Annotated in this window: 20 protein-coding genes, 1 rRNA gene, 1 pseudogene and 1 other annotated feature; of the genes and pseudogenes, 4 read left to right on the top strand and 18 right to left on the bottom strand. The window is 38.0% G+C overall.

The genetic code is table 11. The annotated features are described in order from the left end of the window. Positions 1–38 precede the first annotated feature (38 nt). A complete protein-coding gene (locus C9J37_RS24700) occupies positions 39–1,313 on the top strand; it encodes a cation:dicarboxylate symporter family transporter (protein WP_107897532.1) in 1,275 nt (424 codons plus the stop codon). Between the two features lie 48 nt (positions 1,314–1,361). Here the strand turns inward: C9J37_RS24700 and C9J37_RS24695 are convergent, their stop codons facing one another. The 11 genes and pseudogenes from C9J37_RS24695 to C9J37_RS24650 all read right to left on the bottom strand — a co-directional run bounded on the left by C9J37_RS24695 (position 1,362) and on the right by C9J37_RS24650 (position 10,201). Continuing rightward, positions 1,362–1,982 (bottom strand): RraA family protein, encoded by a 621-nt coding sequence (locus C9J37_RS24695; RefSeq protein WP_107897531.1) that lies wholly within the window; start codon positions 1,980–1,982, stop codon positions 1,362–1,364. Positions 1,983–2,174: 192 nt separating this feature from the next. Next, the gene (locus C9J37_RS29795; protein ID WP_407656270.1) at positions 2,175–2,666 is read right to left on the bottom strand and encodes a methyl-accepting chemotaxis protein; all 492 of its coding nucleotides are present in this window, start codon (positions 2,664–2,666) and stop codon (positions 2,175–2,177) included. Between the two features lie 42 nt (positions 2,667–2,708). Beyond that, positions 2,709–3,083: pseudogene (locus tag C9J37_RS29790) on the bottom strand (PAS domain-containing protein); the annotation flags it as partial. A 160-nt stretch (positions 3,084–3,243) separates the two neighbouring features. After that, on the bottom strand, positions 3,244–3,774 hold the full coding sequence (locus C9J37_RS24685) for an LOG family protein (protein ID WP_107897529.1): 531 nt from the start codon (positions 3,772–3,774) through the stop codon (positions 3,244–3,246). 270 nt (positions 3,775–4,044) lie between these two features. Continuing rightward, positions 4,045–4,713: a deoxynucleoside kinase gene (locus C9J37_RS24680; protein WP_024362947.1), complete on the bottom strand. Its 669-nt coding sequence runs from the start codon at positions 4,711–4,713 to the stop codon at positions 4,045–4,047. Then, positions 4,710–5,348 (bottom strand): deoxynucleoside kinase, encoded by a 639-nt coding sequence (locus C9J37_RS24675; RefSeq protein ID WP_107897528.1) that lies wholly within the window; start codon positions 5,346–5,348, stop codon positions 4,710–4,712. Before C9J37_RS24675 ends, C9J37_RS24680 begins: the two co-directional genes overlap by 4 nt. Before the next feature lie 369 nt (positions 5,349–5,717). Continuing rightward, positions 5,718–8,129 carry a heavy metal translocating P-type ATPase gene (locus tag C9J37_RS24670; protein WP_107897527.1) on the bottom strand — a complete coding sequence of 804 codons (2,412 nt, stop codon included), beginning with the start codon at positions 8,127–8,129 and terminating at the stop codon, positions 5,718–5,720. Between the two features lie 81 nt (positions 8,130–8,210). Next, positions 8,211–8,417, bottom strand: a complete 207-nt coding sequence (gene copZ, locus C9J37_RS24665; RefSeq protein WP_107897526.1) for a copper chaperone CopZ — start codon at positions 8,415–8,417, stop codon at positions 8,211–8,213. 57 nt (positions 8,418–8,474) lie between these two features. Continuing rightward, a complete protein-coding gene (locus C9J37_RS24660) occupies positions 8,475–8,807 on the bottom strand; it encodes a metal-sensitive transcriptional regulator (protein WP_107897525.1) in 333 nt (110 codons plus the stop codon). Positions 8,808–8,883: 76 nt separating this feature from the next. Beyond that, positions 8,884–9,834 carry a cation diffusion facilitator family transporter gene (locus C9J37_RS24655; RefSeq protein ID WP_107897524.1) on the bottom strand — a complete coding sequence of 317 codons (951 nt, stop codon included), beginning with the start codon at positions 9,832–9,834 and terminating at the stop codon, positions 8,884–8,886. A gap of 31 nt (positions 9,835–9,865) precedes the next feature. After that, the gene (locus C9J37_RS24650; RefSeq protein ID WP_107897523.1) at positions 9,866–10,201 is read right to left on the bottom strand and encodes an ArsR/SmtB family transcription factor; all 336 of its coding nucleotides are present in this window, start codon (positions 10,199–10,201) and stop codon (positions 9,866–9,868) included. A gap of 138 nt (positions 10,202–10,339) precedes the next feature. Between C9J37_RS24650 and tadA the strand changes: the two genes are divergently transcribed. Continuing rightward, complete coding sequence (tadA, locus tag C9J37_RS24645) at positions 10,340–10,855, top strand: tRNA adenosine(34) deaminase TadA (protein WP_024362940.1); 516 nt, start codon at positions 10,340–10,342, stop codon at positions 10,853–10,855. 190 nt (positions 10,856–11,045) lie between these two features. Beyond that, positions 11,046–14,558, top strand: coding sequence for a S8 family peptidase (locus tag C9J37_RS24640; RefSeq protein WP_107897522.1), 3,513 nt, complete (start codon positions 11,046–11,048; stop codon positions 14,556–14,558). A 134-nt stretch (positions 14,559–14,692) separates the two neighbouring features. On the opposite strand, the gene serS is transcribed toward C9J37_RS24640, so the two are convergent. From serS to pdxS, 3 genes are all read right to left on the bottom strand, one after another. Continuing rightward, entirely contained in the window at positions 14,693–15,973 is a 1,281-nt protein-coding gene (gene serS, locus C9J37_RS24635; protein WP_107897521.1) for a serine--tRNA ligase, read from the bottom strand. 79 nt (positions 15,974–16,052) lie between these two features. Next, positions 16,053–16,269 (bottom strand) — a binding site (T-box leader). A 49-nt stretch (positions 16,270–16,318) separates the two neighbouring features. Further along, positions 16,319–16,882 carry a pyridoxal 5'-phosphate synthase glutaminase subunit PdxT gene (pdxT, locus tag C9J37_RS24630; RefSeq protein ID WP_107897520.1) on the bottom strand — a complete coding sequence of 188 codons (564 nt, stop codon included), beginning with the start codon at positions 16,880–16,882 and terminating at the stop codon, positions 16,319–16,321. Between the two features lies 1 nt (position 16,883). After that, complete coding sequence (gene pdxS, locus C9J37_RS24625) at positions 16,884–17,768, bottom strand: pyridoxal 5'-phosphate synthase lyase subunit PdxS (RefSeq protein ID WP_024362936.1); 885 nt, start codon at positions 17,766–17,768, stop codon at positions 16,884–16,886. Positions 17,769–17,873: 105 nt separating this feature from the next. Here pdxS and pdxR point away from each other — a divergent pair, with 105 nt between their 5' ends. Then, on the top strand, positions 17,874–19,304 hold the full coding sequence (pdxR, locus tag C9J37_RS24620) for a MocR-like pyridoxine biosynthesis transcription factor PdxR (protein WP_107897519.1): 1,431 nt from the start codon (positions 17,874–17,876) through the stop codon (positions 19,302–19,304). Between the two features lie 19 nt (positions 19,305–19,323). Here pdxR and asnB read toward each other — a convergent pair whose 3' ends face one another. The 4 genes from asnB to rrf all read right to left on the bottom strand — a co-directional run bounded on the left by asnB (position 19,324) and on the right by rrf (position 24,726). Beyond that, entirely contained in the window at positions 19,324–21,162 is a 1,839-nt protein-coding gene (gene asnB, locus C9J37_RS24615) for an asparagine synthase (glutamine-hydrolyzing) (RefSeq protein WP_107897518.1), read from the bottom strand. Positions 21,163–21,269: 107 nt separating this feature from the next. Further along, complete coding sequence (locus C9J37_RS24610) at positions 21,270–22,601, bottom strand: D-alanyl-D-alanine carboxypeptidase family protein (RefSeq protein WP_107897517.1); 1,332 nt, start codon at positions 22,599–22,601, stop codon at positions 21,270–21,272. A gap of 140 nt (positions 22,602–22,741) precedes the next feature. Next, a complete protein-coding gene (gene guaB, locus C9J37_RS24605; RefSeq protein WP_024362932.1) occupies positions 22,742–24,205 on the bottom strand; it encodes an IMP dehydrogenase in 1,464 nt (487 codons plus the stop codon). Between the two features lie 405 nt (positions 24,206–24,610). Further along, positions 24,611–24,726: ribosomal RNA gene (rrf, locus tag C9J37_RS24600) — 5S ribosomal RNA — on the bottom strand. Between the last annotated feature and the right edge of the window lie 386 nt (positions 24,727–25,112).

Here is a 25,112-nt window from a genome sequence, read left to right as displayed (position 1 = left end):
TGTCCTAAAAATTTTAATATAGGGGAGGAATTAAGATTTTGAAAAAGAAATTTAAAATCAGTTTAGCCGCTCAAATTTTAATCGGTTTGATTTTAGGGATAATTATTGGTGGTATCTTTTATGGTAACCCCAAAGTTGAAACATATTTACAACCATTAGGGGATATCTTCCTACATCTAATTAAGATGATTGTAGTACCTATTATCATTTCGACTTTAATTGTTGGTGTTGCTGGAACTGGAGACATGAAACAGCTCGGAAGATTAGGCGGAAAATCGCTTATTTACTTTGAAATCATTACAACAGTAGCGATTGTTGTTGGATTACTTTCAGCAAACCTGTTCCAACCAGGTGCTGGCATCAATATGAACGAACTTTCGCAAGGGGATATTTCAAAATACGTTTCAACAACTGAAGAAGTACAGCATGAAGGTCCATTTGATATTATTGTAGGTATTGTACCGACAAATATTATTCAATCAATGGCTGAAGGCAATATGCTTGCCATCATCTTCTTCTCTGTTATTTTTGGTTTAGGGGTAGCTGCAATTGGAGAACGAGGTAAACCAGTATTGGACTTCTTCCAAGGTGTAGCAGATGCTATGTTCTGGGTAACGAACCTTGTGATGAAATTCGCTCCAATTGGGGTATTTGGTTTAATTGGTGTAACCGTTTCCAAATATGGTTTTGCTTCCCTCATACCTTTAGGTAAGCTTGCAATACTTGTATATGTCACAATGTTATTCTTCATCTTTGTTATTCTTGGCCTCGTTGCAAAATTTGCCGGTGTCAACATTTTCTACTTAATCAGAGTGTTAAAAGATGAGTTAATTTTAGCCTTCTCCACTGCTAGCTCGGAAGCTGTCTTACCACGAGTGATGTTAAAAATGGAGAAATTAGGTGCACCAAAAGATATTGTTTCTTTTGTTATTCCAACAGGTTATTCTTTTAACTTAGATGGTTCAACATTGTATCAAGCAATTGCTGCATTATTCATTGCCCAAATGTATGGTATTCACTTAAGCATCGGGGAACAAATTACATTAATGCTTGTATTAATGGTTACTTCTAAAGGGATTGCCGGTGTACCAGGCGTATCATTCGTAGTATTACTTGCCACTTTAGGTACTGTTGGTATTCCAATCGAAGGTTTAGCATTTATTGCTGGTATCGACCGTATCCTTGATATGGGACGAACAGTAGTTAACGTAATCGGTAACTCACTAGCTTCATTAGTAATGGCGAAATGGGAAGGCCGCTTCGATAAAGAAAAAATGAAAAACTACTTTAAAGAAAATGAAAATTTAGCATAAATTCATAAAAAATGCCTCACGATGGCTTATGACATCGTGAGGCATTTTTTATTTTGTCAGTACTTTATCTAAATAAGCAATAATAGACGCTTTGCCATTGACATGGGCTTCTTGTGCACGCACTTCATCCTTTTCGACTTTCGCCTCAGCGGCTGCAACAATACGCTCTGCATCCTCTTTAGGCACGACAATAACGCCATCTACATCTCCAATAATATAATCACCTGGTTGCACTGTTACACCGCCAATTGCGATTGGCACATTCACTTTACCGCCGCCATTTTTGTTGCCTGCTGCTACGGTTGTCCCAAGTGAAAATACAGGAAAATCTAGTTCCCGAATCGCGGCAATATCACGAATAACCCCGTCTACTACAAAGCCCTGTACACCCATACCCTTTGCTAAAGAAATAACAAAATCTCCTGCTACCGCACGATTTCTATTACCCTTTGCATCAATGACCAAAATATCACCCTCGCTAGCTGCTCGAATCGCTTCAAGTACAGCTCCATTTTCGCCATCTGGTAAACGTACAGTAACCGCTCGACCTGCTATTTTAAAATGGTCTGCTAACGGTTTAATGTCACTGCGTAAATTTGTATGTCCCCCAGTTGCATCTGAAATTGCTGTCGTTGGTAAATGTTTAAAACTTATTTCCACCTTTGCCATGCATAACACCCCTATTATGATTTATGAATACCTTACACAATTATTGTAAATAAAACACATCTACTATTTCAATATAATTCAGAAAATTTAGTGAAATATGTTGTTAAAAACGGGCGCCGTTATCCCGTTTTTTAAACAAAATAAAACACCTAAGGCAATGTTCATATCGTGACCATTTGCCTCAGGCATCTTTTAAATTATTTCAATAAATTGTTTAGACCGTTCATCTAAAGCCTCTGCTGCAGAAGCGATTTCAGCAAAATCACTCGTCGTCACAGTAATTTGTCCATTCGTTTTTTCAATTTCTTCAGAAATTCGCGTGATGCTTTCTGTTACTTGCCCAATCTCGCGTACAATCCCTTCCACATTTTCTTTCACTTCTGAAATTGATTGCTCTACTCTTACGGAAAGTTTTCGTACCTCTTTGGCGACAACATCAAAACCTCTGCCATACTCTCCAGCTCTTGCGGCTTCAATAGCTGCATTTAAAGCTAGTAAGTTTGTTTGGGAGGCAATACCTTGAATTGTTTTGACAATGCCTTTAATGGAATCTGCTTGATTTTGTAATTGATCTAAATTTTTAACATTTTCCGAAGATTCCTTTGAAACTTGTTGAATTGTTACAAGTAAATTTTCACTATTTTTAATACCTGCCTCTGAACGACTGTAAAGCTTAGTGGACATTTGTTTTAACTGATCTGCTACATTGACAATGGTATTTTGACGTTCTGTAATATTTGTTGCTATTTTGGATACACCAATAACTCTTCTTGAATGATTATCAAATACGGGCATATAGGTAGCTTCTAGCCAAATACTATTTCCATGAGCATCCATTCGTTCTACTTTATCTTGATAGCTCTTACCTGCTGCTAAATTACGCCAAAACCTCTCGTATTCAGGACTCTTCACGTAATTAGGAAAACAAAATTCCTTATGGTCTTTCCCCATCATTTTTTCTACTGTATAGCCCATTGTTTTTGCAAAAAGCTCATTTACATAAGCAACTTTTCGGTTCATATCAAATCGGATAATCGCTATATTACGCTCAATTGCTTGAACAACTAAATCATCTGTGACTTGTGTATCATTCTTTTGCATAACATCCACCTCTATCACCCTATTGTACTAGCGTTATCTCTAATCTACTTTCTTCTTTTGAAAAAATGCATTGTTATATATTATAATATATCTAATAGAGTCTTAAAAATACTATAAATTTGTATTTTTACTATTCTTATGCTCAATTATGCTTTTTTTCTTATTTTATCATTGTTAAAACTTCTTCTGCCGTTGTTGCGACACGAATTAACGCTTTGTGTTCTGGGCGTATAAAGCCCTCCTCGAGCATTTTAGAAAAATGTTGTAGAAGTGCGTCATAAAAACCATTGACGTTAAATAAAATAACAGGTTTTTCATGTAATCTAATCTGCGCCCATGTAAATACTTCAAAATATTCGTCCAGTGTACCGCCACCACCTGGTAACGCAATAAAAGCATCTGCTAATTCAACCATTTTTGCCTTACGTATATGCATGGATTCTACAAAATGGATTTCTGTCAATGCGGCATGAACGCTTTCTTGTTTTTGTAAATGAGTAGGCATGACGCCAATCACCTCTCCACCTGCTACTAAGGCAGCATCTGCCACTTTACCCATCAATCCTATTTTAGAACCTCCATAAACAATACCATGTCCATGTTGTGCTAATACCGTTCCTAATTCACTTGCCTTTTCAGCATAAATCGGGTTATTGCCTAGTCCTGATCCACAATATACTGCGATTCTCATATTTATTCCTCCTATTACAAAAGACGTGAAAACAATAGGTATCATATTGTCTCACGTCTCTTGGTCTTATTTCTGTTATTTATTTTAAAATACAAAGTCCTTCTATTTCTATTTGGAAGCTTTCTACGTTCCTTTTGCTTTCAAGTCTTTACTGTTACATAGCTTTTCTTCTATTTACGTAAATGACTTGTTTGAGCCTGACGCTTCGCTTTCGGCCAGAACTCTTGGAGTTTCCTTCTTCAACGTCTTTACTGTTATATAGCTTTTCTTCTATTTACGTAAATGACTTGTTTGCTTTAGCATATGACTTATGCGACTGACAATTGATTCAATTGCGTCTGGATTTTTTAATAAATCATAATCATTAATATCTAAACGTAGGACAGGGCATGAATTAAAATTATTTATCCAATTTTCGTAACGCTCATGCATTTCAATCCAATAATCATTCGGTGTTTGCTGCTCCATCTCACGACCACGCTCTTGAATACGTCCAATGACATCATCAATCGGTCCCTCTAAATAAACTAATAAATCAGGGTGCGGGAAATACGGTGTCATCACCATCGCATCAAATAAATTACGATACGTTTCATAATCAGTTGGACTCATTGTTCCTTTATCATAATGCATTTTGGCAAAAATCCCTGTATCTTCATAAATAGAACGATCTTGCACAAAGCCCCCACCATACTCGAAAATACGCTTTTGCTCTTTAAAACGCTCTGCTAGAAAATAGACCTGTAAATGGAAGCTCCATTTTTCAAAGTCATCATAAAACTTATCTAAGTATGGATTGGTATCTACTTTTTCAAATGATGTACGGAAATTTAACGCTTGTGCTAGCGCCTTTGTCATCGTTGATTTTCCTACACCTACTGTTCCGGCAATTGTAATAACAGTTTGTGGTGGAATATCATATTTCTCTCTCAAATTCATTGTTGCAAGCTCCTTTGTTGTAACGTATCTTCGATTGTTTTTAATACATATTGTAAATCTTGTGGGTTTTTCACAAAATCAAGTTGATCTCCATTAAATCGGATTACAGGTATTTCAGGATGTAGCTGCTCAAAGTGCTCTGTAAAAGTATGATAGTCTGCTACTAACTGCTCCATATATTCACGTGAAATCATTTTCTCAAATTCACGCCCTCGTTTAGCAATGCGTTTCATTAACGTATCAACACTAGCATATAAATAAACAACGACATTGGGTACAGGCATATCTTTCGTTAAAATTTGATAGATTTCTTCATACTTTTCGTACTCGGCAGGTGGCAATGTACGCTTTGCAAAAATTAAATTTTTAAAAATATGATAGTCCGATACAACTGATGTCTTTTGTGCTAAACGTAACTTCTTTATATCTGTTAATTGTTTATAGCGATTACATAGGAAGAACATTTCCGTTTGGAAACTCCACTCCTCAATATTTTCATAAAACTTATTTAAAAACGGATTTTCGTCTACAATTTCTTTTAATAGATGGTAATTAAATGTCGTCGCTACCTCTTTTGCCAATGAAGTTTTGCCTACACCAATCGGACCTTCTACTGCAACAAATGGAACCGTCACTAGAAGTTCCTCCTTTATATTTAGGATTCTACAAGTCAATTATGCCACTATTTTAAGGCTATATTGTATGAAACTAAAATGAATCAGTGCTTTTCATTGTATCATAGTGAGAAAATGAAAAACAGAATCAACATGTATCTCAATTTTTAACATTATTTGAACTGCCCAGTTGATAGATATCTAACAAACTTATAGCTCCATGCAACAAAAAAGACCCACCTTAGTGGGCCTAACTTTAGCCAGCAAATACTGTGCATATTTCCGCTAGGTGGACTCTTTCCGCTCTGCACAAGTAACGTCCATTCTACGGACGCGTTTTAGTAAAAATCTACTTAGAGAATTGTTTGAGAATTGTTTGGGTGACTGGCACTATAATTTTACTCGTTGTAAACGTAAGGCATTTAACACGACGGACACTGAGCTGAATGCCATAGCTGCACCCGCTACCCAAGGTGCAAGTAGGCCCATAGCTGCAATTGGAATCCCTAATGTATTATATGCAAATGCCCAAAATAGATTTTGCTTAATATTGCGCATTGTTTTACGACTCATAATAATGGCATCCGCAATGCTAGTTAAATCACCACGAATAAGCGTAATATCAGCAGCCTCCATTGCCACATCCGTACCAGTTCCTATGGCCATCCCAATATTGGCAGTTGCTAATGCTGGTGCATCATTAATGCCATCACCAACCATCGCAACGTTTTTGCCTGTAGCTTGCAGTTTTTTCACTTCATCCGCTTTTCCTTCTGGAAGTACTTCTGCGATAACATGGTTAACCCCAACTTCCTGACCGATTGCTTGCGCAGTCCGTTCGTTATCACCCGTCATCATAATGACTGTAATACCCATATCCTGTAAACGACGAATGGCTTCTTTTGACGTATCTTTTACCGTATCTGCAACAGCAACAAGGCCAGCATATTGACCGTTTATAGCAGCCAACATAGCGGTTTTACCGTTTTCCTCTAAGGTCTCCATTGTCGGCAATATATTCTGAATATCTATATCATATTGTTGCATTAATTTACGTGTCCCGATTACCACACCTTGACCAGAAACGGTTGCTTGCACGCCGTAACCTGGAATGGCCTCAAAAAATTGAACATCGCCAAGTGCGATACTTCGTTCTTCAATTCCTTGCACAATGGCTTGTGCTAGCGGATGTTCGGATTGTTTCTCTGCTGCCCCAATCAATGAAAGAAAGGATGCTTCTTCTTGCCCCGTTGCTAGTACAACGTCTGTTAATATCGGTTTGCCGTGTGTTACGGTTCCTGTTTTATCGACAACAACTGTATCAATGCGTTGCGTTTGTTCTAAATGCTCGCCACCTTTAAACAAAATCCCAAATTCAGCGGCGCGACCAGAACCTGCCATAATAGAGGTCGGTGTTGCTAAGCCTAGCGCACAAGGACAAGCAATAACAAGAACTGCAATTAACACTTCTAGTGCAGGTGTAAATTCACCAGGTTTTACCCATAAAATCCAAACAAGGAATGTCACGATCGCAATAGCAACAACAATCGGCACGAATATACCCGAAATTTGGTCAGCTAAACGTTGTATGGGGGCTTTTGAACCTTGTGCATCTTCTACAACTTTAATAATTTGAGCAAGAGCTGTGTCTCGACCAACTTTGGTTGCTGACATTTTCACAAAGCCATTTTTATTAATTGTTGAACCGTATAATACATCCCCTTGTTTTTTATCTACTGGAAGACTTTCCCCTGTTAGCATTGATTCATCAACGGCTGTTGTACCTTCTACTACTTCACCATCTACAGGAATTTTTTCACCTGGTTTAACTAATAAAATATCACCAATCACAACTTCTTCTAATGGGACTTCTTTTTCTACTCCATCTCGCACAACTATCGCAGATTTCGCTTGCAGACCCATTAGCTTTTTAATCGCTTCTGATGAACGCCCTTTTGCCTTTGCTTCGAATAATTTACCTAATAGAATTAACGTAATTAAAACGGCACTCGTTTCAAAGTATAGATGCGGTCCATGATGTGAATTAACTGTAACAATGGCTTGATAAACGCTGTAAAAATAAGCTGCTGAAGTCCCCATAACGACAAGGACATCCATATTAGCACTGCCATTGCGTAAAGCTTTATATGCACCTACATAAAATTGTTTCCCAATAATAAATTGAACTGGTGTAGCTAACACTAATTGCACCCAAGGATTCATTAAAAAATCGGGGACATATAAAAACGATGTCAATGAAAAGTGAGCAACCATCGTCCACAGTAATGGTAGCGAAAGAATAGCTGAAAAAAGAAATTTTTGTTGCTGTTGTTTTATTGCCTTTTCTCGATAATCTTCAGTTGCTCGCTCATCCGCTTTTTGATGAGCACCATATCCCAGTTTCTCAACCTTGCCGATAATGTCCGATACAGAAACCTCTGTTGGATTAAATTCGATGGATGCTTTTTCAAGTGCCAAGTTTACAGTTGCTGTAGAAACACCTGAAAGCTTATTTAAACCTTTCTCAATACGAGTGGCACATGCAGCACACGTCATACCTGTAATATCAAGTTCCGCTTTCTGTTTTACGACGCCATAGCCTAACGCTTCGATTTTCTTTTCAAAGTCTACTTCACTCAATATTGCTGGATCATATTTTATAGAGGATTTTTCAAGCGCTAAGTTTACGGTTGCTTGCTCGACACCCTCCATTTTTTTTAAGCCTTTCTCAATACGCGTAGCACACGCTGCGCAAGTCATGCCAGTAATTTGTAGGTTCGTTTCCTTCAATTCAGAACGCATTAACTTCCCACCTCTTTCTATACCATATAGGGGTATATAGATTTGAAAATAATAGAGTGCCTTGTGAGCACCCTATTGATCTTATTCTACCTCGTAGCCTTGATCGTCAATCGTTTCTTTAATTTGCGCAAGTGATACTTTGGCATCGTCAAATGCGACATCTACCAAACCATCTGCTAAATTTACTGTTACTTGTTCTACACCAGCTAATGCGCCGACACTTTTTTCCACTGCATTGACACAATGTCCACATGACATTCCTTGTACGTTTAATGTTACATTTTGCATAAATATCTCTCCTTTAAATTTAATGTACATGCTATATAAGAGTAACTACCCGTAAAATTATTTTTTCATTAATTTTTGAATGGTCACGACTAACTCATCTAGAACCGCTTCATCGCCTTCAGATAGGCGATCTACGACACAGCCTTTTAAATGACCTTCTAATAAAATTTTCGCTACGCTATTCAAAGCTGATTGCGTGGCAGACAGTTGCGTGATGATATCATCACAGTAAACGTCTTTTTCAATCATTCCCTTAATACCTCGGATTTGACCTTCTACTCGATTTAAGCGAGTCGTTAAATCCTTTTTCACGCGCTCAGGGTGATGACTTTTTCGACACGATGCAGTTTCCTCTGTATGACAAGCATCACTTTTCACTGTGTCCTCCAAATTCTTCACCTCCTATTTGCTAATATCATACTATACCCACGAAGGGTATGTAAATAGGCGTTTTATTTTTTTATAATTAATGGTGATCGTGATGAACTGGCTCACTCTTTAGATTACATAAAATTGATTCACCATGGCGGTTCGCTGCGGTTTCCAATTGAATCGTTATATGCTTTATGCCCTTATGTTCAAGATTATGTTCAATTTCACGTAAAATATGCTCACTTTCTCCAATGTTTAGCTGGTCATCTACAACTGCATGACAGGACAATGCATTTGTTCCGCTAGTTATCGTCCAAATATGAAGATCATGAATACTTTGCACACCTTCAGTTTGTTCCATTATTTGAATGATTTCCTGAACGTCGACATTTGAAGGTGTTCCTTCCATAAGAACATGGATAGCAGACTTTGTCACAAAATATCCACTACGTAGTACTAATATTGCAACAATAACACTGGCAAGTGGATCGGCCCAGCCCCAGCCGAAAAACATAATGACTAAGGCAGCAATGATGGCACCGACAGAACCAAGCATATCACTAAGAACATGTAAAAATGCACCGCGCATGTTTAAATTGTCTTCCGTATCTCCACCCCGCATCATAATCCAAGCCACTACTATATTAATTAACAAACCAATTACACTAATAATAAGCATACCTGTTGTTGCTACTTCTGGTGGATTTGCAAAACGCTCAATGGCTTCATAGAAAATAAATAACGCAATTAAAATTAATGTTACACCATTTAACACTGCAGCTAATATTTCAAACCTTTTATAACCATATGTTTTACTAAAGCTAGCTGCTTTCTCTCCAAAAATAAAAGCAAGAAGTGCAATGGCTAAAGAAATCGAGTCACTTAACATATGTCCAGCATCCGATAAAAGCGCCAAACTATTTGTTAAGAACCCACCAATTGCTTCAATCACCATATAACTCGTAATGATGATAAAGGATAGTAAAAGCACCTTTTTATTTGCACCATGTGTATGATCATGACCGTGATCGTGATTATGCCCCATCGTTTTCCCCTCCAAATATTAATTCATACAATTAGTTGTGCGTAGCGTGTTCAATTGCTTGCTTCAATAAATTCATAATGTGGTCATCATCTTTTGAATAATATAAGCTTGTTCCTTCCCTCCTGAATTTTACTAATCGTAAATTTTTTAAAAATCGTAATTGATGGGATACCGTTGACTGACTTAAGTCTAATATTTCAGCAATGTCGTTAACCGAGTGCTCATCTGAACATAATAAATTTAAAATCCGTATTCTTGTTGGATCACTCAATGCTTTAAACGTTTGAGAAACAACAAATAGCGTTTCCTCATCTAAGTGCTGGCCATTACCACTTTCTATTTCAATCTGTTTAACTTGTTCATCCATTTTCCGTTCCTCCTATAGTTTATTTATATATGAGCATGTGTTCATATATAAATATATAGGGTTATTTTAGGAATGTCAATTCAAAGCAAAATACAAAACGTCACCCGCATGATACACTACTCTTAAGGAGAGATTCTAGTGGATATTTTTGAAAAAGACCGCATATTTATGAACCAAGCTTTAGAGGAAGCAAAAAAAGCTGCTTTGCTTGGTGAGGTACCAATAGGGGCCGTTCTTGTATATGAAGGAGAAATTATTGCGCGCGCGCATAATCTACGTGAAACAACTCAAAATGCAACTACGCATGCCGAATTAATGGTGATTCAAGAAGCATGTAAAAAACTGGGTAGTTGGCGTCTTGAACAAACAACACTTTATGTCACACTGGAACCTTGCCCTATGTGTGCAGGGGCTATTTTGCAGTCGCGAGTGCCACGTGTTGTATACGGCGCACGGGACATAAAAGCTGGCTGTGTCGATTCACTCTATCATTTATTAAATGATGCACGCTTCAACCATGACTGTGATGTAACGGAAGGTATATTAGCTGAAGAATGCGGACAAATTTTAACCGATTTTTTTAGAGCATTACGCGAACGAAAAAAAGCTGAGAAAAAAGCACGTAAAATGGCAGAATCTAGTGAGCCACAATAAGTGGTGTTTACTAGAGCATTTTCTTTCAACATGAAAAAGGTACCTCAAAATTTATGGGGTACCTTTTTCTAGTCTCTAATATTCGGGACAAATCAGGAAACGAGACCGAAATTATCCTTTTATCCGAAACTTTTCCATGTTTCATTCGTATAGATATAGAATAAATAAAACATCATGGGAGAGAGAACAATTGAAAAAATGGATGAAGAAATCAATTGCTTTAGTAGCGTCAGCTTCACTAATGGTTCCTGCTGCTTCTGCCTATGCTACAGCACCAGAAAAAACAGCACAGCGCACAGAAGTAGAGAAAAGTCTTATAGCTAGCAATAAGGAACAAGCATTAAAGTATGTAAAAAATGATAAGGAATGGATTAGTAAAGATACCATTATCGTCAAGCATACAGGTCTTGCTAAGAACGCACATAAAAACATTGGCTCAAAAGTAATACGATCTATTCCATCATTAGGATATGATGTTATCCAACTGAAAAAGGGAATTTCTTTAGAAAAAGCAGTTTCTTATTATGCAAAGCAAGACGGAGTTAAAAGTGTATCCCCAAGCTACGTTTATCATTCCTTTGCTAACGGAGCAGATCCAAAGAAAAAAGATATGTATCATTTAAACTTACTTCAAATGGATAAGGCACTAGAGTTAGCAGGTAATCATGAAGTAAAAGTAGCAGTTATCGATTCTGGTGTGGATTTTAAACACCCTGATTTAAAATCTCAAGTACTTCCACCGTATAATGCCGCAGCACCAGCCAATACCACTTATACTGGTGACCATGGAACACATGTAGCGGGCATTATTGGCGCAGCCAAAGATAATAATGTAGGAGGACATGGGATTAATCCAAATGCTAAGCTTCTTCCAATTGATGTATTCAACGGAGAAGAAGGTGCCAATGATTTCGTCATTGCACAAGGTATTCTTTACGCCATTGAGCAGGGAGCTGATGTTATTAACATGAGTCTTGGTGGTTATGGAGAATCTCCATTAATGAAAGACGCTGTTAAGCAAGCGATAGATAAAGGAATTACGATTGTAGCAGCAGCAGGAAATGAATCGACAGATGAATATTCTTTCCCTGCTTCTTACGAAGGTGTCATTAGCGTAGGTTCTACAAATGATATCAACAAACTATCAAGCTATTCAAACTATGGTCCATCGGTTGACGTGGTAGCACCAGGTGAGGAAATATACAGTACCGTTCACGATGAGAAAAAGGGATCATCCTTTGTCAAATTTAGTGGGACATCAATGGCGGCTCCCGTTGTAGCAGGTGTTGCCTCCCTACTAAAATCAAAACATCCAAATTTAAAGCCTAGTGAAGTAGAAGCTATTCTCGAAATGACCGCAAATAATCTAGGTGAGAAAGGCTATGATCTTACATATGGACATGGTCTTATCAACCCGGTGAAAGCTTTACAGTTTGATGTCAATAATCTTCCGAAAGAGTATTCAGAAACAACGGAAGAACGTATTAAAAACGCCAAAGTTCTTGCAAAGAATACATTGAATTCAGAAAAAGGTGAATTCAAACAACCAAACGAAAAAAAATGGTACAAGGTTGATTTAGATGCAAATGAATATGCTCAACTGACATTAAAGGGTGCAAACAAATACGATTATGCTCTTGAATTGTATTTCTACCCTACAGATAACAAAGAGGAAGTCGACCCAATCCATGTCAATGATGTGCGTGTAGGAAAGCAAGAGGGATACCTATACAAAGCAGATCAAAAAGGAACACTGCTTGTTGGGGTTAAAGATTATAATGGCAGCTATAACTTAAAGGGTGAGTCGAACTACGTATTCACTGCTCAAACAACGAAGGATTTACCAATTGATTCATTAGAGATGGACAAAAAGGAGAACATTCAACAGTTCCCATTCAGTACAAAAGGGAAAAATTATACCCTCCTTTCTAAAGATCAACAAAGCGACCAAGATTATTTCACATTTTCAGTAAAAGAACCAACAACGCTGCGATTTGATTTGTCTGGTATTCCAGGTGTTACAGCCTCTATGGAACTTTATCTAAAGGAAGACTTAGATGCTGTACCAGCAGAAGGCGGTAATGATGAGGAAATGTATGAGGCCTATCCAATTCAAACAAGCTATAGCGCAGATAAAGGCGACGGAGTAAACCTTATTGTTGACGCTATTCCTGGGGCAGAATATGTATTAAACGTATCTAATCAAGGCAGTAGCGCTTTTTCACTTGATATGTTCTTTAGCGGCGGCATTGAAAATGAAGAAACGGTAAGTGAATCCATCATCCCTTATACTTTAAAGGGTGAAGTCGTTACCCTTCCTGAAGATGAAGACGGGTTACCTTTAAATGAGGAAATGCCAGAAGGTGATGTAGAAAATGAGCTTTTACCTTTAACTCAATATCAAGCAAAAAAAGACAATCAAATAAATGATATATTCAATATGTTTATGAATCCTGGTGCTATGGGAAATCCGGAAGACATAGCTCTAATTATGGGGCAAGCGGTTCCTTTTGACATTGGTCAAGATAAAAAAGCTTACTTCCAAACAGAATTTGATGAAGATTACTTCTTATTGAAGCCAAAAGAAGATGCAGTATATGGTTTCCAAGTTAAAAAAGGCATGAATCAAATACCAACTGGTACTATTTTTGAATATGATGAGGAAACAAATGAATTATTAGCAGTTTCTTCATTAAGTAATGATATGGGTCTACTAAGTTTACTTCTTGGTTCAACTAGTAATGCCAATGATGCAAAGGCAGTTGCGTTGAAAAAGGACAAAACTTATGTTGTAAAAGTAATGAATCAAGGTGCTCGCTCGGCTGAACCGTATACTCTTAAAACAAGTAAATTAGCAGCTATCCCATCAGATTATAAAAGTGATAATAACACAACAATAAATGCTCAAGCGGTTCAACCTGGTACAATCTATCAAGATCATATTATTTATCAAGATGATATTGATTACTACTACTATAAACAACGGGGTCAAGATGAAATCATGAGCCTTCTTGTTTCTTCTGTACCTATGACAAATGAACAGCTAAATCAATTACCTAAAGAGCTTCAAAATGCCTTTAAGTTTTCAGGTTCTATAATTGAAGATACAAATGGCAACATGGAAATTGATCCAAAAGAATTGGAAACCGAAATTCAATTTGGACAAGGCAATAACATTATTGAACAATTACTCGGTATTTTTGGCACAACAGATGTTAATACCTCTTTTAAAGCGAAAAAGAATCATGGTTATTTTATTATTATTAACGGTATGAACCTTGGACAAGTATCGATTCATCCATATACTTTAAGCATGTATAAACACAATCAAGTCGATGAAGATACGGATTCCGAATTAATCAATGGTATACCAACAAAGCCATCTAAGCTTACGAAAAAAGATAACAAATGGGTTGCTTCGCAATATTTAAATGCTGGTGTTCCGTTTGGCGATAAAGACTACTTTGAATTAAATATTGACAGCAAACGCGATGTATTCTTCTCTCTACAAACAGAAAAAGCACTGGATGGTGTTATACGTATTATTGATGCAAAAGGAAAAACAGTGGGAACATTTGATCTTTACGGAGCTGAAGATCCTGAAGTTGGTACAGTTGAATTGGACAAAGGAACTTACTATATTGAAGTAAGTGAATTAAACGGCAAAGCTAGTACTCAACCATATACACTTGAAATACAATAGGGTATAAATCACCTAAACACAGTCACTTCTGTGGTCTGATTTAGAACTAAAACAAAAGAGAAAAAGTGTTAGATTGACTGTAGTCAATCTAACACTTTTTTGGTGTGGATGGATAGTTTGAAGAATTTTACTAATTACTTCGGTGCAATGACTTTTTTGCCGCCCATATAAGGAACTAATACCTCTGGAATGACTACGCTTCCGTCGGCTTGCTGATAGTTTTCAAGGATGGCAGCCACTGTTCGACCAATAGCAAGACCTGAACCGTTTAATGTGTGTACGTATTCTGGTTTAGCATTTGGCTCACGGCGGAAGCGGATATTGGCACGACGCGCTTGGAAATCCTCAAAGTTTGAGCAAGAAGAAATTTCACGGTACATATTTTGTGCTGGAATCCATACTTCTAAATCATATTTTTTGGCAGCAGTGAAGCCTAAATCAGCTGTACACATTTTTAATTTACGATAAGGTAAGCCTAATAATTGCAATACTTTTTCAGCGTGACCTGTTAATAATTCTAGCTGTTCATAAGATTCCTCTGGTTTCACAAAACGGACTAATTCTACTTTATTAAATTGGTGCTGACGAATTAAGCCACGTGTATCGCGACCTGCAGAGCCCGCTTCTGAGCGGAAGCAAGCGCTATACGCTGCAAAGCCTTGTGGTAAAACTTCAATAGGTAGAATTTCATCACGATAGAAATTCGTCACAGGTACTTCTGCTGTTGGAATCATAAAGTAATCTGTATCATCTAGTTTAAATACATCCTCTTCAAATTTAGGTAGCTGACCTGTACCCGTTAAGCTATCTCGATTAACAATAACAGGTGGTAGCATTTCTTCATAACCATGCTCTTCTGCATGTAAATCCATCATAAAGCTCATTAATGCACGTTCTAAACGAGCACCTAAGCCACGATAGAATAAGAAACGACTGCCCGCTACTTTTGCACCGCGTTCAAAATCTACAATTTGTAAATCTGTTGCGATATCCCAGTGTGCTTTAATATCAAAATCAAAAGTTGGTACTTCTCCCCACGTATATTCCACTACATTGTCGTCTTCCGTAGTACCGACTGGCACAGATTCATGTGGTACGTTTGGTAAGCGCATCATCATATCTTTAAAACGGTCTTCTACTTCATTGAGTTGTGTATCTAGCTCTTTAATTTCATCGCCAACTTGACGCATACGTGCGATGACTTCATCAGCATTTTCTTTATTACGTTTCATAACAGAAATTTGTTCAGATACTTTATTTCGTTCAGCTTTCAGTTCTTCTGCTTTCGCGATTAATTCGCGACGTTTTGTATCTAAAGCTTCAAAATCATCTAAGTTTCCTAAATCTTCGTTGCGTGTTAATAGCATTTCTTTAATTTCCGCGAAGTTATCACGGACGCGTTTAATATCTAACATCCTTCATACCTCCAGTAGTAGATTCATAAATGATGGGAATTTATAGATAAGATAGAACACAAAAAAGCCCTCATCCCATGAAAGGGACGAGAGCTACCCGCGTTGCCACCCTAATTGACCAGACATATTGCCTAGTCCACTTATCTCATAACGGCATTTCAGCCGGCGACAGCCTACTTCATTCACTTCGACTGCGCAACTCCAGGACGGATTCACAAGTGCTTTTATCAGCTTCCACCACCCGCTGACTCTCTAAAAAAAACGTGCTTGCTACTACTTCCCATCATCGTGTTCAATTATTTAAATTTTATCCATACTGTACTATATGAAACGACATTTTGCAAGTCACACCATAGTCGTCACAAAATATTTGACAATGCGCAAATCTGTCGTTAATTCAGGGTGAAATGAACAGCCAAGTAAATGACCATCTCGCGCTAGCACAATTTTTCCGTCATGCTCCGCTAGCACTTCAACACCTTCCCCAACTGATACAATATGCGGTGCGCGTATAAAGACAGCTGGTATTGCTTCGCCAATCGCTTGGATATTTAAATTCACTTCAAAGCTATCTACTTGACGTCCATATGAATTTCGAGCAACGACAACATCCATTACAGCTAAATGTGGATCATGATCAACCACTTCTTTTGCCAATAATATCAACCCAGCACACGTGCCGAACATTGGTACTCCTTTTTGCGCAAGTGAACGAATGGGTCCCATTAGTTCATAGCGATCAAGTAACTTGCGCATTGTTGTACTTTCTCCACCTGGTAATATAAGACCATCAAGCCCTTCTAAATGCTCCTTATGCTTGACTAAAACCGTTTGACAACCAAGTTCCTCTAACATTCGTACATGCTCTCTAACAGCACCCTGTAATGCTAATACACCGACTCTCTTCATATTACCAGCCTCGTTCTTGCATACGTTCACTTTGACTAAGTTGTGCAATATCAATACCTTTCATCGGCACACCAAGCTCTTTTGAAATTTCTGCAATCAATTTATAATCTTTATAATGCGTCGTTGCTTCTACAATGGCACGTGCAAATTTCTCAGGATTTTCCGATTTAAAAATACCAGAGCCAACAAATACTCCATCAGCACCTAACTCCATCATTAATGCTGCGTCTGCTGGTGTCGCAACACCACCTGCGGCAAAGTTTACAACTGGTAATCGACCAAGCTTTTTAATTTCTCGTAATAATTCAAATGGAGCACCAAGCAATTTTGCCTCAGTCATTAACTCATCCTCAGTCATCCCGACAACTTTTCGTACTTGGGCATTGACCTTACGAATATGGCGTACAGCCTCTACAATATTCCCTGTACCTGGCTCACCTTTCGTACGTAGCATAGATGCCCCTTCACCGATACGACGAGCCGCTTCTCCTAAATCACGACAGCCGCATACAAATGGCACTGTATAGTCACTCTTCAATAAATGATATTCCTCATCCGCTGGCGTTAACACTTCACTCTCATCAATATAATCAACGCCCATTGCCTCTAACACGCGAGCTTCGACGATATGACCAATACGTGCTTTCGCCATAACAGGAATTGTGACTGCCGCCATAACCTCCTCTACAATACGAGGGTCTGCCATGCGTGCCACTCCTCCTGCCTTTCGTATATCTGAAGGCACTCGCTCTAATGCCATCACAGCCACAGCACCCGCTGCTTCAGCAATTTTCGCCTGCTCCGCATTAATGACATCCATAATCACGCCACCCTTTTGCATTTCCGCCATCCCACGTTTTACTAATTCTGTTCCTGTTTGCTTCATTCTTTTCTACCTCCACCTTTGTGATGAAATTTAGTATAATAGAAATTGACCATATCAAAATATCCAGTTTATAAAATAATTATAAGGTCAGGTGAAAAATCGAACATGGATATGCTTTTATTTCAGCTTGAAAAAAACGGTGGAAAACCGCTATATGATCAGCTTTATAGCGGTATTAAAGAAGCGATTATTACAAAGAAAATTACGGTCGGAGAAAAATTACCTTCGAAACGAAAATTGGCAGATTTTTTAAATATTTCTCAAACAACAATCGAAATTGCCTATGCCCAATTACTTGCAGAGGGTTATATAATATCAAAATCTCGGGTCGGTTATTTTGTAGAGGATATTGATGAGCTACCCTATATACAGCAAGACACATCTATGCTGCTAAAAGAGCAACCTCGAAAAAAAACATATGCCATTGATTTTAACCCTGGTTCCATAGATATTGATGCCTTCCCATTTCAAACGTGGCGAAAATATGCAAAAGAACTTTTTGATGATACCTCCAAAGAATTATTATTGACAGGGGAACCACAAGGAGAATTAGCGTTACGTACGGAGATTGCAAATTACTTATATCAATCGCGCGGCGTTATTTGCAGCCCAGAGCAAATTGTAATTGGTTCAGGTACAGAACAACTGCTCCCGATGATTTTGCGTCTTTTCAACGAAGACACTTGCTTTGCACTCGAAAACCCTGGTTATCCGACCGTGCATCGGATGTTTTTACAACACAAACGACAGGTTTGTCCAATTACAGTAGATGATGAAGGTATCCTTATTCATGAACTAGAAAAAACAACTGCTAATGTCGTTTATATCACGCCGTCGCACCAATTCCCTACTGGCGCTGTATTGTCTGCCACAAGGCGCGCACAAGCTTTAAATTGGGCAGCTCAAAGTCCATCACGATATATCATTGAAGATGATTATGATTCGGAATTTCGTTATACTGGAAAACCAATTCCAGCGCTACAAGCTTTAGATCGCAATGATAAAGTCATCTATATGAGTACTTTTACCAAATCATTAATGCCTTCCTTGCGAGTCGCCTATTTTGTACTACCACCTAAGCTACTTGCTACTTATAATGATGTCTTTAATTATTATTCATCAACAGTACCAAGGTTCGATCAGCACATTGTAGCCAATTTCATGCGAGATGGACATTTTTCAAAACATTTAAATCGTATGCGAAAAGTATATCGGAAAAAGCATGAGAAGCTCACGACGATATTAGAAAATTATTCTAATCAAATAAAAATCACTGGGGAGCAGGCAGGTATGCATATCTTGCTCAATGTTCAACATGAATTATCCGAGCAACAATTACAGCACAGTGCCAATGATGCAGGTATCGGTATCTATCCATTATCAGCTTATCGTCTTGATGAAAATACGACCACACAAGCTCAATTTTTACTCGGCTTTGGCGGTATTCCTGTGCACAAGATTGAGTCATCCATTGAGAAGTTAATGAATTGTTGGGCAATACAAACGAAACAACCATCTCCATCACGATTCAAGTGACAAGATGGTTGTGCTTTTTTTAATTTTCTTTTAGTTGAATGTTATAATACTTAAACCATGTATCAATCTGCCCCAAATAGGCTAACAGTTGTGGCCCCGCCATTAATTGTCCATACCAAGGTTCTTTAAATGAACTTCCTCCAGAGTCAATTAACTCCACTAGTTTTTGTCGTTCAAAAAATTCATGAAGAACTGAATGTTTATCGTTCATAATTTCTGTTAACCATTTTTGAACACCTGCTGTATACACCGGATGATAGGTTTTTGGATAAGGATTTTTTTTTCGATATAATACTTCCTCTGGTAATAAATGCGACATCGCCTTGCGAAGCAAACCTTTTTCCATACCGTCTAAATTTTTCATTTCCCAAGGAATATTCCATGCGTATTCCACAAGCCGATGATCTGCAAATGGCACGCGCACCTCAAGACTCGCACCCATACTCATCCGATCTTTCCGTTCTAGCAATGTTTGCATAAACCATACCGTGTTTAAATAAAACATTTCACGATGTTGAGCTGCGTCTGTACTTTCCCCTTCTAAATAAGGTACTTCACCAATCGTTTGTTCATAAACATGCTGCGCGTAATTTTCAACAGCTAACTTTGTACGCCATTCCTCGCGTAACATAGCTGTTCTTTCGGGTAATGAACGAATCCAAGGGAAACCAGTCGCTCTTTCTTTGAACCATGGATAACCACCGAATATTTCATCGGCACATTCCCCTGATAAAGCAACCGTAAAATCTTTTTTTATTTCTCGGCAAAACCATAGTAAGGATGAGTCAACATCAGCCATACCAGGTGCATCTCTTACAAAGACAGCTTCTTTCAACAAGTCAATTAACTGTTGTTGGCTAATTTGCTCCGCATGATGTGTTGTATCAAACGAGTCTTTCATTTTTTGTATCCAATAGGTATCCGTTGAATTTTGAAAAGCATGCGGATTAAAGAAACGTTCATTGTCCTCATAGTCGATAGAGTATGTGTGGAGTTTACCTTTCTTTTGTTGTTGAAAGCTGTTTGCCGCAATTCCAGTAATAATACTGGAATCAAGCCCTCCAGAAAGGAATGTACAAATTGGTACATCTGATACTAGCTGACGCTCAATAGCATCGGTTAGTAAATACCGTACATGGTCAATCGTTTCTTCTAATGATTCTTCATGTTTTTTACTTTGAAGTTGCCAGTATTGCCATATACGTAATCCTTCTTTTGAATACCGCATTGCGTATCCTGGTCGTAGCTCATGAATATTATGGAACAGCGACTTTCCGGGCGGTTTAGATGGTCCTACAGCCATGATTGTCGCAAGCCCTTCCCTATTAACAATTGGTTGGACTGCTGGATGTGCAAATAATGCCTTGACCTCCGAAGCAAATAGTAATCCTTCTTGTTGCTCAGTGTAATACAGAGGCTTTACACCTAGACGATCACGACACAGAAAGAGCGATGCCGTTTGTTCATCCCACACACCAAATGCAAAAATGCCATTTAGATAGTTCACACACTGTTCTTTCCACTCAATATACGCAGTTAATAATACTTCTGTATCTGACTGGGTTGTAAAGTCGTGTCCTCTTGTTTGCAGTTCTTTTCGCAATTCTTTGGTATTATACAGTTCGCCATTATATGTAATGACATATGTTACGCCATCATGTTTTTTCACCATTGGTTGCTTGCCACCTATTAAGTCAATGACCGCTAACCGTCGGTGGCCAAATGCGATATGTTCATTACACCAAATATTTTCATCATCTGGTCCCCGTTTACTTAATGTTTGCGCCATTAACTTCACAATGCTCTCGCTTGTTCGTAAATCTTTTTTAAAACTAGCCCACCCGGTAATTCCACACATTTAGCCACATCCTTTCGCCTATTAGCGTATGCACATTGACTGTAAAACGTGAAAAAAAGAACACGCTATGTTTTTTCAAACATAAACGTGTTCTTACTAGTTAGTTTTTAAAATAATCCACCAACAAAATCAGTAATGCCGCCCCATAAGTTTCCGAAGAAGTTACCGATACCTTGGAAGAATAGAGAAATACCGCTAGCACGTTCTACAGACGCTGTTGTCACGACATCAGATGTAAACTCCTTACCATCAATAAAGCCGTAATCTTTGCCTTCTGTGCGCTCTATAACGACCTTCCCTACTACTGTATCTTTCTTAACTTTAGCTTCAAGGCTTTTTTTATCTAAAACTAATTTAGGTTGATATAAATCCTTTTCAGAAGATTTCACCATAAATGAAATTGGTTCTTTCACAGCAATAGCTACTTTGTCTTCTTGCCCTTTAGTTACTTTCACAGTCTTTTGGTCTTTAAACTTATAGTTTGCTGGAATAATTTCATGTTTTGTAAATTGTGTGAAGCCATAATTAAATAACTTAGCCGTAGCATCAAAACGTGCTTTATAAGAGCCTTCTCCTTTTGCATCGACAGCTTTCATTACGACTGCAATTAGACGTGTCCCATTGCGTTCTGCAGTACCAGTGAAGCAATGCCCTGCAAAGTTAGTAGTACCTGTTTTTAGGCCATCTACGCCTTCATATTGGAATACTAGACCTGGTAACATAAAGTTCCAGTTTGACATTTCAATCGCGTCATCTGTTCCTTCACGGAATATCTTTTTTGTTATTTTAGATGTCTCTAAAACCTTTGGATGATCTTTTAATAAATGATAGGCTAATTTTGCTACAGATTTAGCAGGCATTACATTCTCATCTTCTGGACCAGTACCTGCTGGGTGCATACCAAATAAATCAGCATTGTTAAGACCTGAAGCATTTACAAACTTATAGCCTTCTAGGCCAAGCTCTTCTGCCTTTTTGTTCATTAATTTTAAAAACTCAGTTTCAGTACCAGCAATTGTTTCTGCAATCGCCACTGTAGCTGCATTAGCAGAGTAGATAGCCATTGCCTCATATAGTTCACGAATTGTATATGATCCGTCTCTTCGTAACGGTACATTACTTAATGCACGGTTTTGAGACATACGATACGTATAATCCGTCACATGATATTCCTGATCCCATTTCACCGTACCTGCATCAATTGCGTCCAGTAGTAGGTACTCCGTCATCATCTTCGTCATACTAGCGATACCTAGTGAAGTATCTGCATTTTGTTCATATAAAATTTTTCCTGAATCTGCGTCTATTAAAATCGCAGCATCAACCGTCAGCCCTAAATCTGTTTCTGCATTTGCTTTTGCAGGAACACCTGCAAATATACTAAATAATAGAACAGGAATTAGGAGCAAACGTAATACGGTGTTCGTTGTTTTTTTCACCTTTATTGCCCTCCAAAAAATAATCTTGTCCTCGACATTTTATCATAGATATCCTAGTAGGTGCGCAATCTATCTCATAAAAAATGCCCTCTTATCATCTTTGTAGACGATAAGAGAGCATAAAAGTTGCTTGAAATATATTACATTGAATAGTTCGGTGATTCTTTTGTAATTTGAACATCATGTGGATGTGATTCACGAAGACCTGCACCTGTCATACGGACAAACTGAGCGTTGTCACGTAAATATTCAAGGTTAGGAGCACCACAATAACCCATACCTGCTCGGATACCACCAATCAATTGATAAACTGTATCTGCTAGAGGTCCTTTATAAGGAAGTCGACCTTCAATTCCCTCTGGTACTAGTTTTTTTGCATCTTCTTGGAAATAGCGATCTTTTGAACCTTTTTCCATTGCGCCAATAGATCCCATACCACGGTAAACTTTGAAGCGACGACCTTGGAAAATTTCAGTATCTCCTGGAGATTCAGAAGTACCTGCAAGAAGTGAGCCAAGCATTACGATATTACCGCCTGCTGCAAGAGCTTTTACGATGTCTCCAGAGTATTTAATACCACCATCGGCAATAATTGTTTTACCTAATTCACGCGCTACTGTAGCACAATCATAAATGGCTGTAATTTGAGGTACACCTACACCTGCAACAACTCGTGTTGTACAAATTGATCCTGGTCCAATACCAACCTTCACTACATCTGCACCAGCTTCAAATAATGCACGCGCTCCCTCTCCAGTTGCCACGTTACCAGCAATAATTTCTAATTCTGGGTATGCTTCGCGGATAGAGCGAATTGTTTGTAGTACACCCTCTGAGTGACCGTGAGCTGTATCGATTACTACGATATCCACCTGTGCTTCAACAAGCTTCTCAATGCGAATCATTGTATCTTTAGATACACCTACAGCTGCTCCTACTAATAAACGACCATGTACATCTTTTGCAGCATTCGGGAACTCAATTACTTTTTCGATATCCTTAATTGTAATTAAACCAGTTAACTTACCTTCTTCATCTACAATAGGAAGTTTTTCGATTTTATATTGTTGAAGAATCTTTTCCGCATCCTCTAAAGTCGTTCCAACAGGAGCCGTAATCAAATCTTCTTTTGTCATTACATCTTCAATTTTTAAAGAGTAATCAGAAATAAAACGTAAATCACGATTTGTAATAATTCCTACTAGCTTTTGGTTTTCCATACTATCCACAATTGGTACACCTGAAATTCGGTATTTACCCATTAAATGTTCAGCATCAAAAACTTGGTGAGTCGGAGTTAAGAAGAATGGGTTTGTAATAACACCATTTTCAGAACGTTTTACTTTTTCAACTTGTTCCGCTTGCTCATCTATGCCCATATTTTTATGGATAATACCGATACCACCTTGACGTGCCATAGCAATAGCCATCTTAGATTCTGTAACTGTATCCATACCTGCACTGACCATTGGAATATTTAATTTAATCTTTGGTGTAAGTTGAACTGATAAATCAACATCTTTCGGTAGTACTTCTGAATGAGCTGGTACTAATAATACATCATCAAAAGTTAAACCTTCTTTGGCAAATTTAGATTCCCACATTTTCGTAACTTCCTCCTATAGTTAAAAGAATATTAATTGTAAGATTAACAACGTGTCATGCTACTGTCAAGAAACTTATAAAAGAAAGACAATTCAGATTTTTTAGTTTGTCCAAACTTATACCTAATTATTCATTTTTAAAACCAGTTTTCTATATTTAATGCTGAAATATCTCTTTTTAAAATATTTTTCTGTAAAACAATCAGCTACCAAGAAAAAATTAAACATCAAAACATTATTGATAGAATTAATAGTTAGCATATTTATTTTCACTTATTTTTTCACACAATTTGAAAAAATAATAGCACTAATGGACTCATAAGAACGCTTACAATTTTATTGAAATCGTTTTCGAAAGCTAAAAATAGACAAAAAACAGCCAGCAATATGCTGACTGCTTTGTGTGCCTAGCGACGTCCTACTCTCACAGGGGGAAGCCCCCAACTACCATCGGCGCTAAAGAGCTTAACTTCCGTGTTCGGTATGGGAACGGGTGTGACCTCTTTGCCATCATCACTAGACTATATTCGACCTCCAATACACGGCGTATTACTGCGTCAGCTTCTCTCGTTCAATCAGTCACGTAAAAAGGTACGCTCCTTCAATCACTCGTTTGCTTCCTTGTTCTACTTGTGTCTTGAAGCTCTCACAGCTTTCAATATACATCGTATTTCTTTGTCAGCTTCATTCGTTCAGTCAGTCACGTACAGATGTACGCTCCTTCCTTCTCTCAATTGCTTCCGCGAACTACTCGTATCTTGAAACCCTTTTATGAAAGAGTTGTTCTTTCAAAACTGGATAAACGGTTCATTGAATGTTTCAAACTTTTTGGTTAAGTCCTCGATCGATTAGTATTCGTCAGCTCCATGTGTCACCACACTTCCACCTCGAACCTATCTACCTCATC

The organism is Lysinibacillus mangiferihumi (assembly GCF_003049665.1).
In the GTDB taxonomy this organism is placed as follows: domain Bacteria; phylum Bacillota; class Bacilli; order Bacillales_A; family Planococcaceae; genus Lysinibacillus; species Lysinibacillus mangiferihumi.
This window is presented reverse-complemented; position numbering and strand designations above follow the sequence as displayed.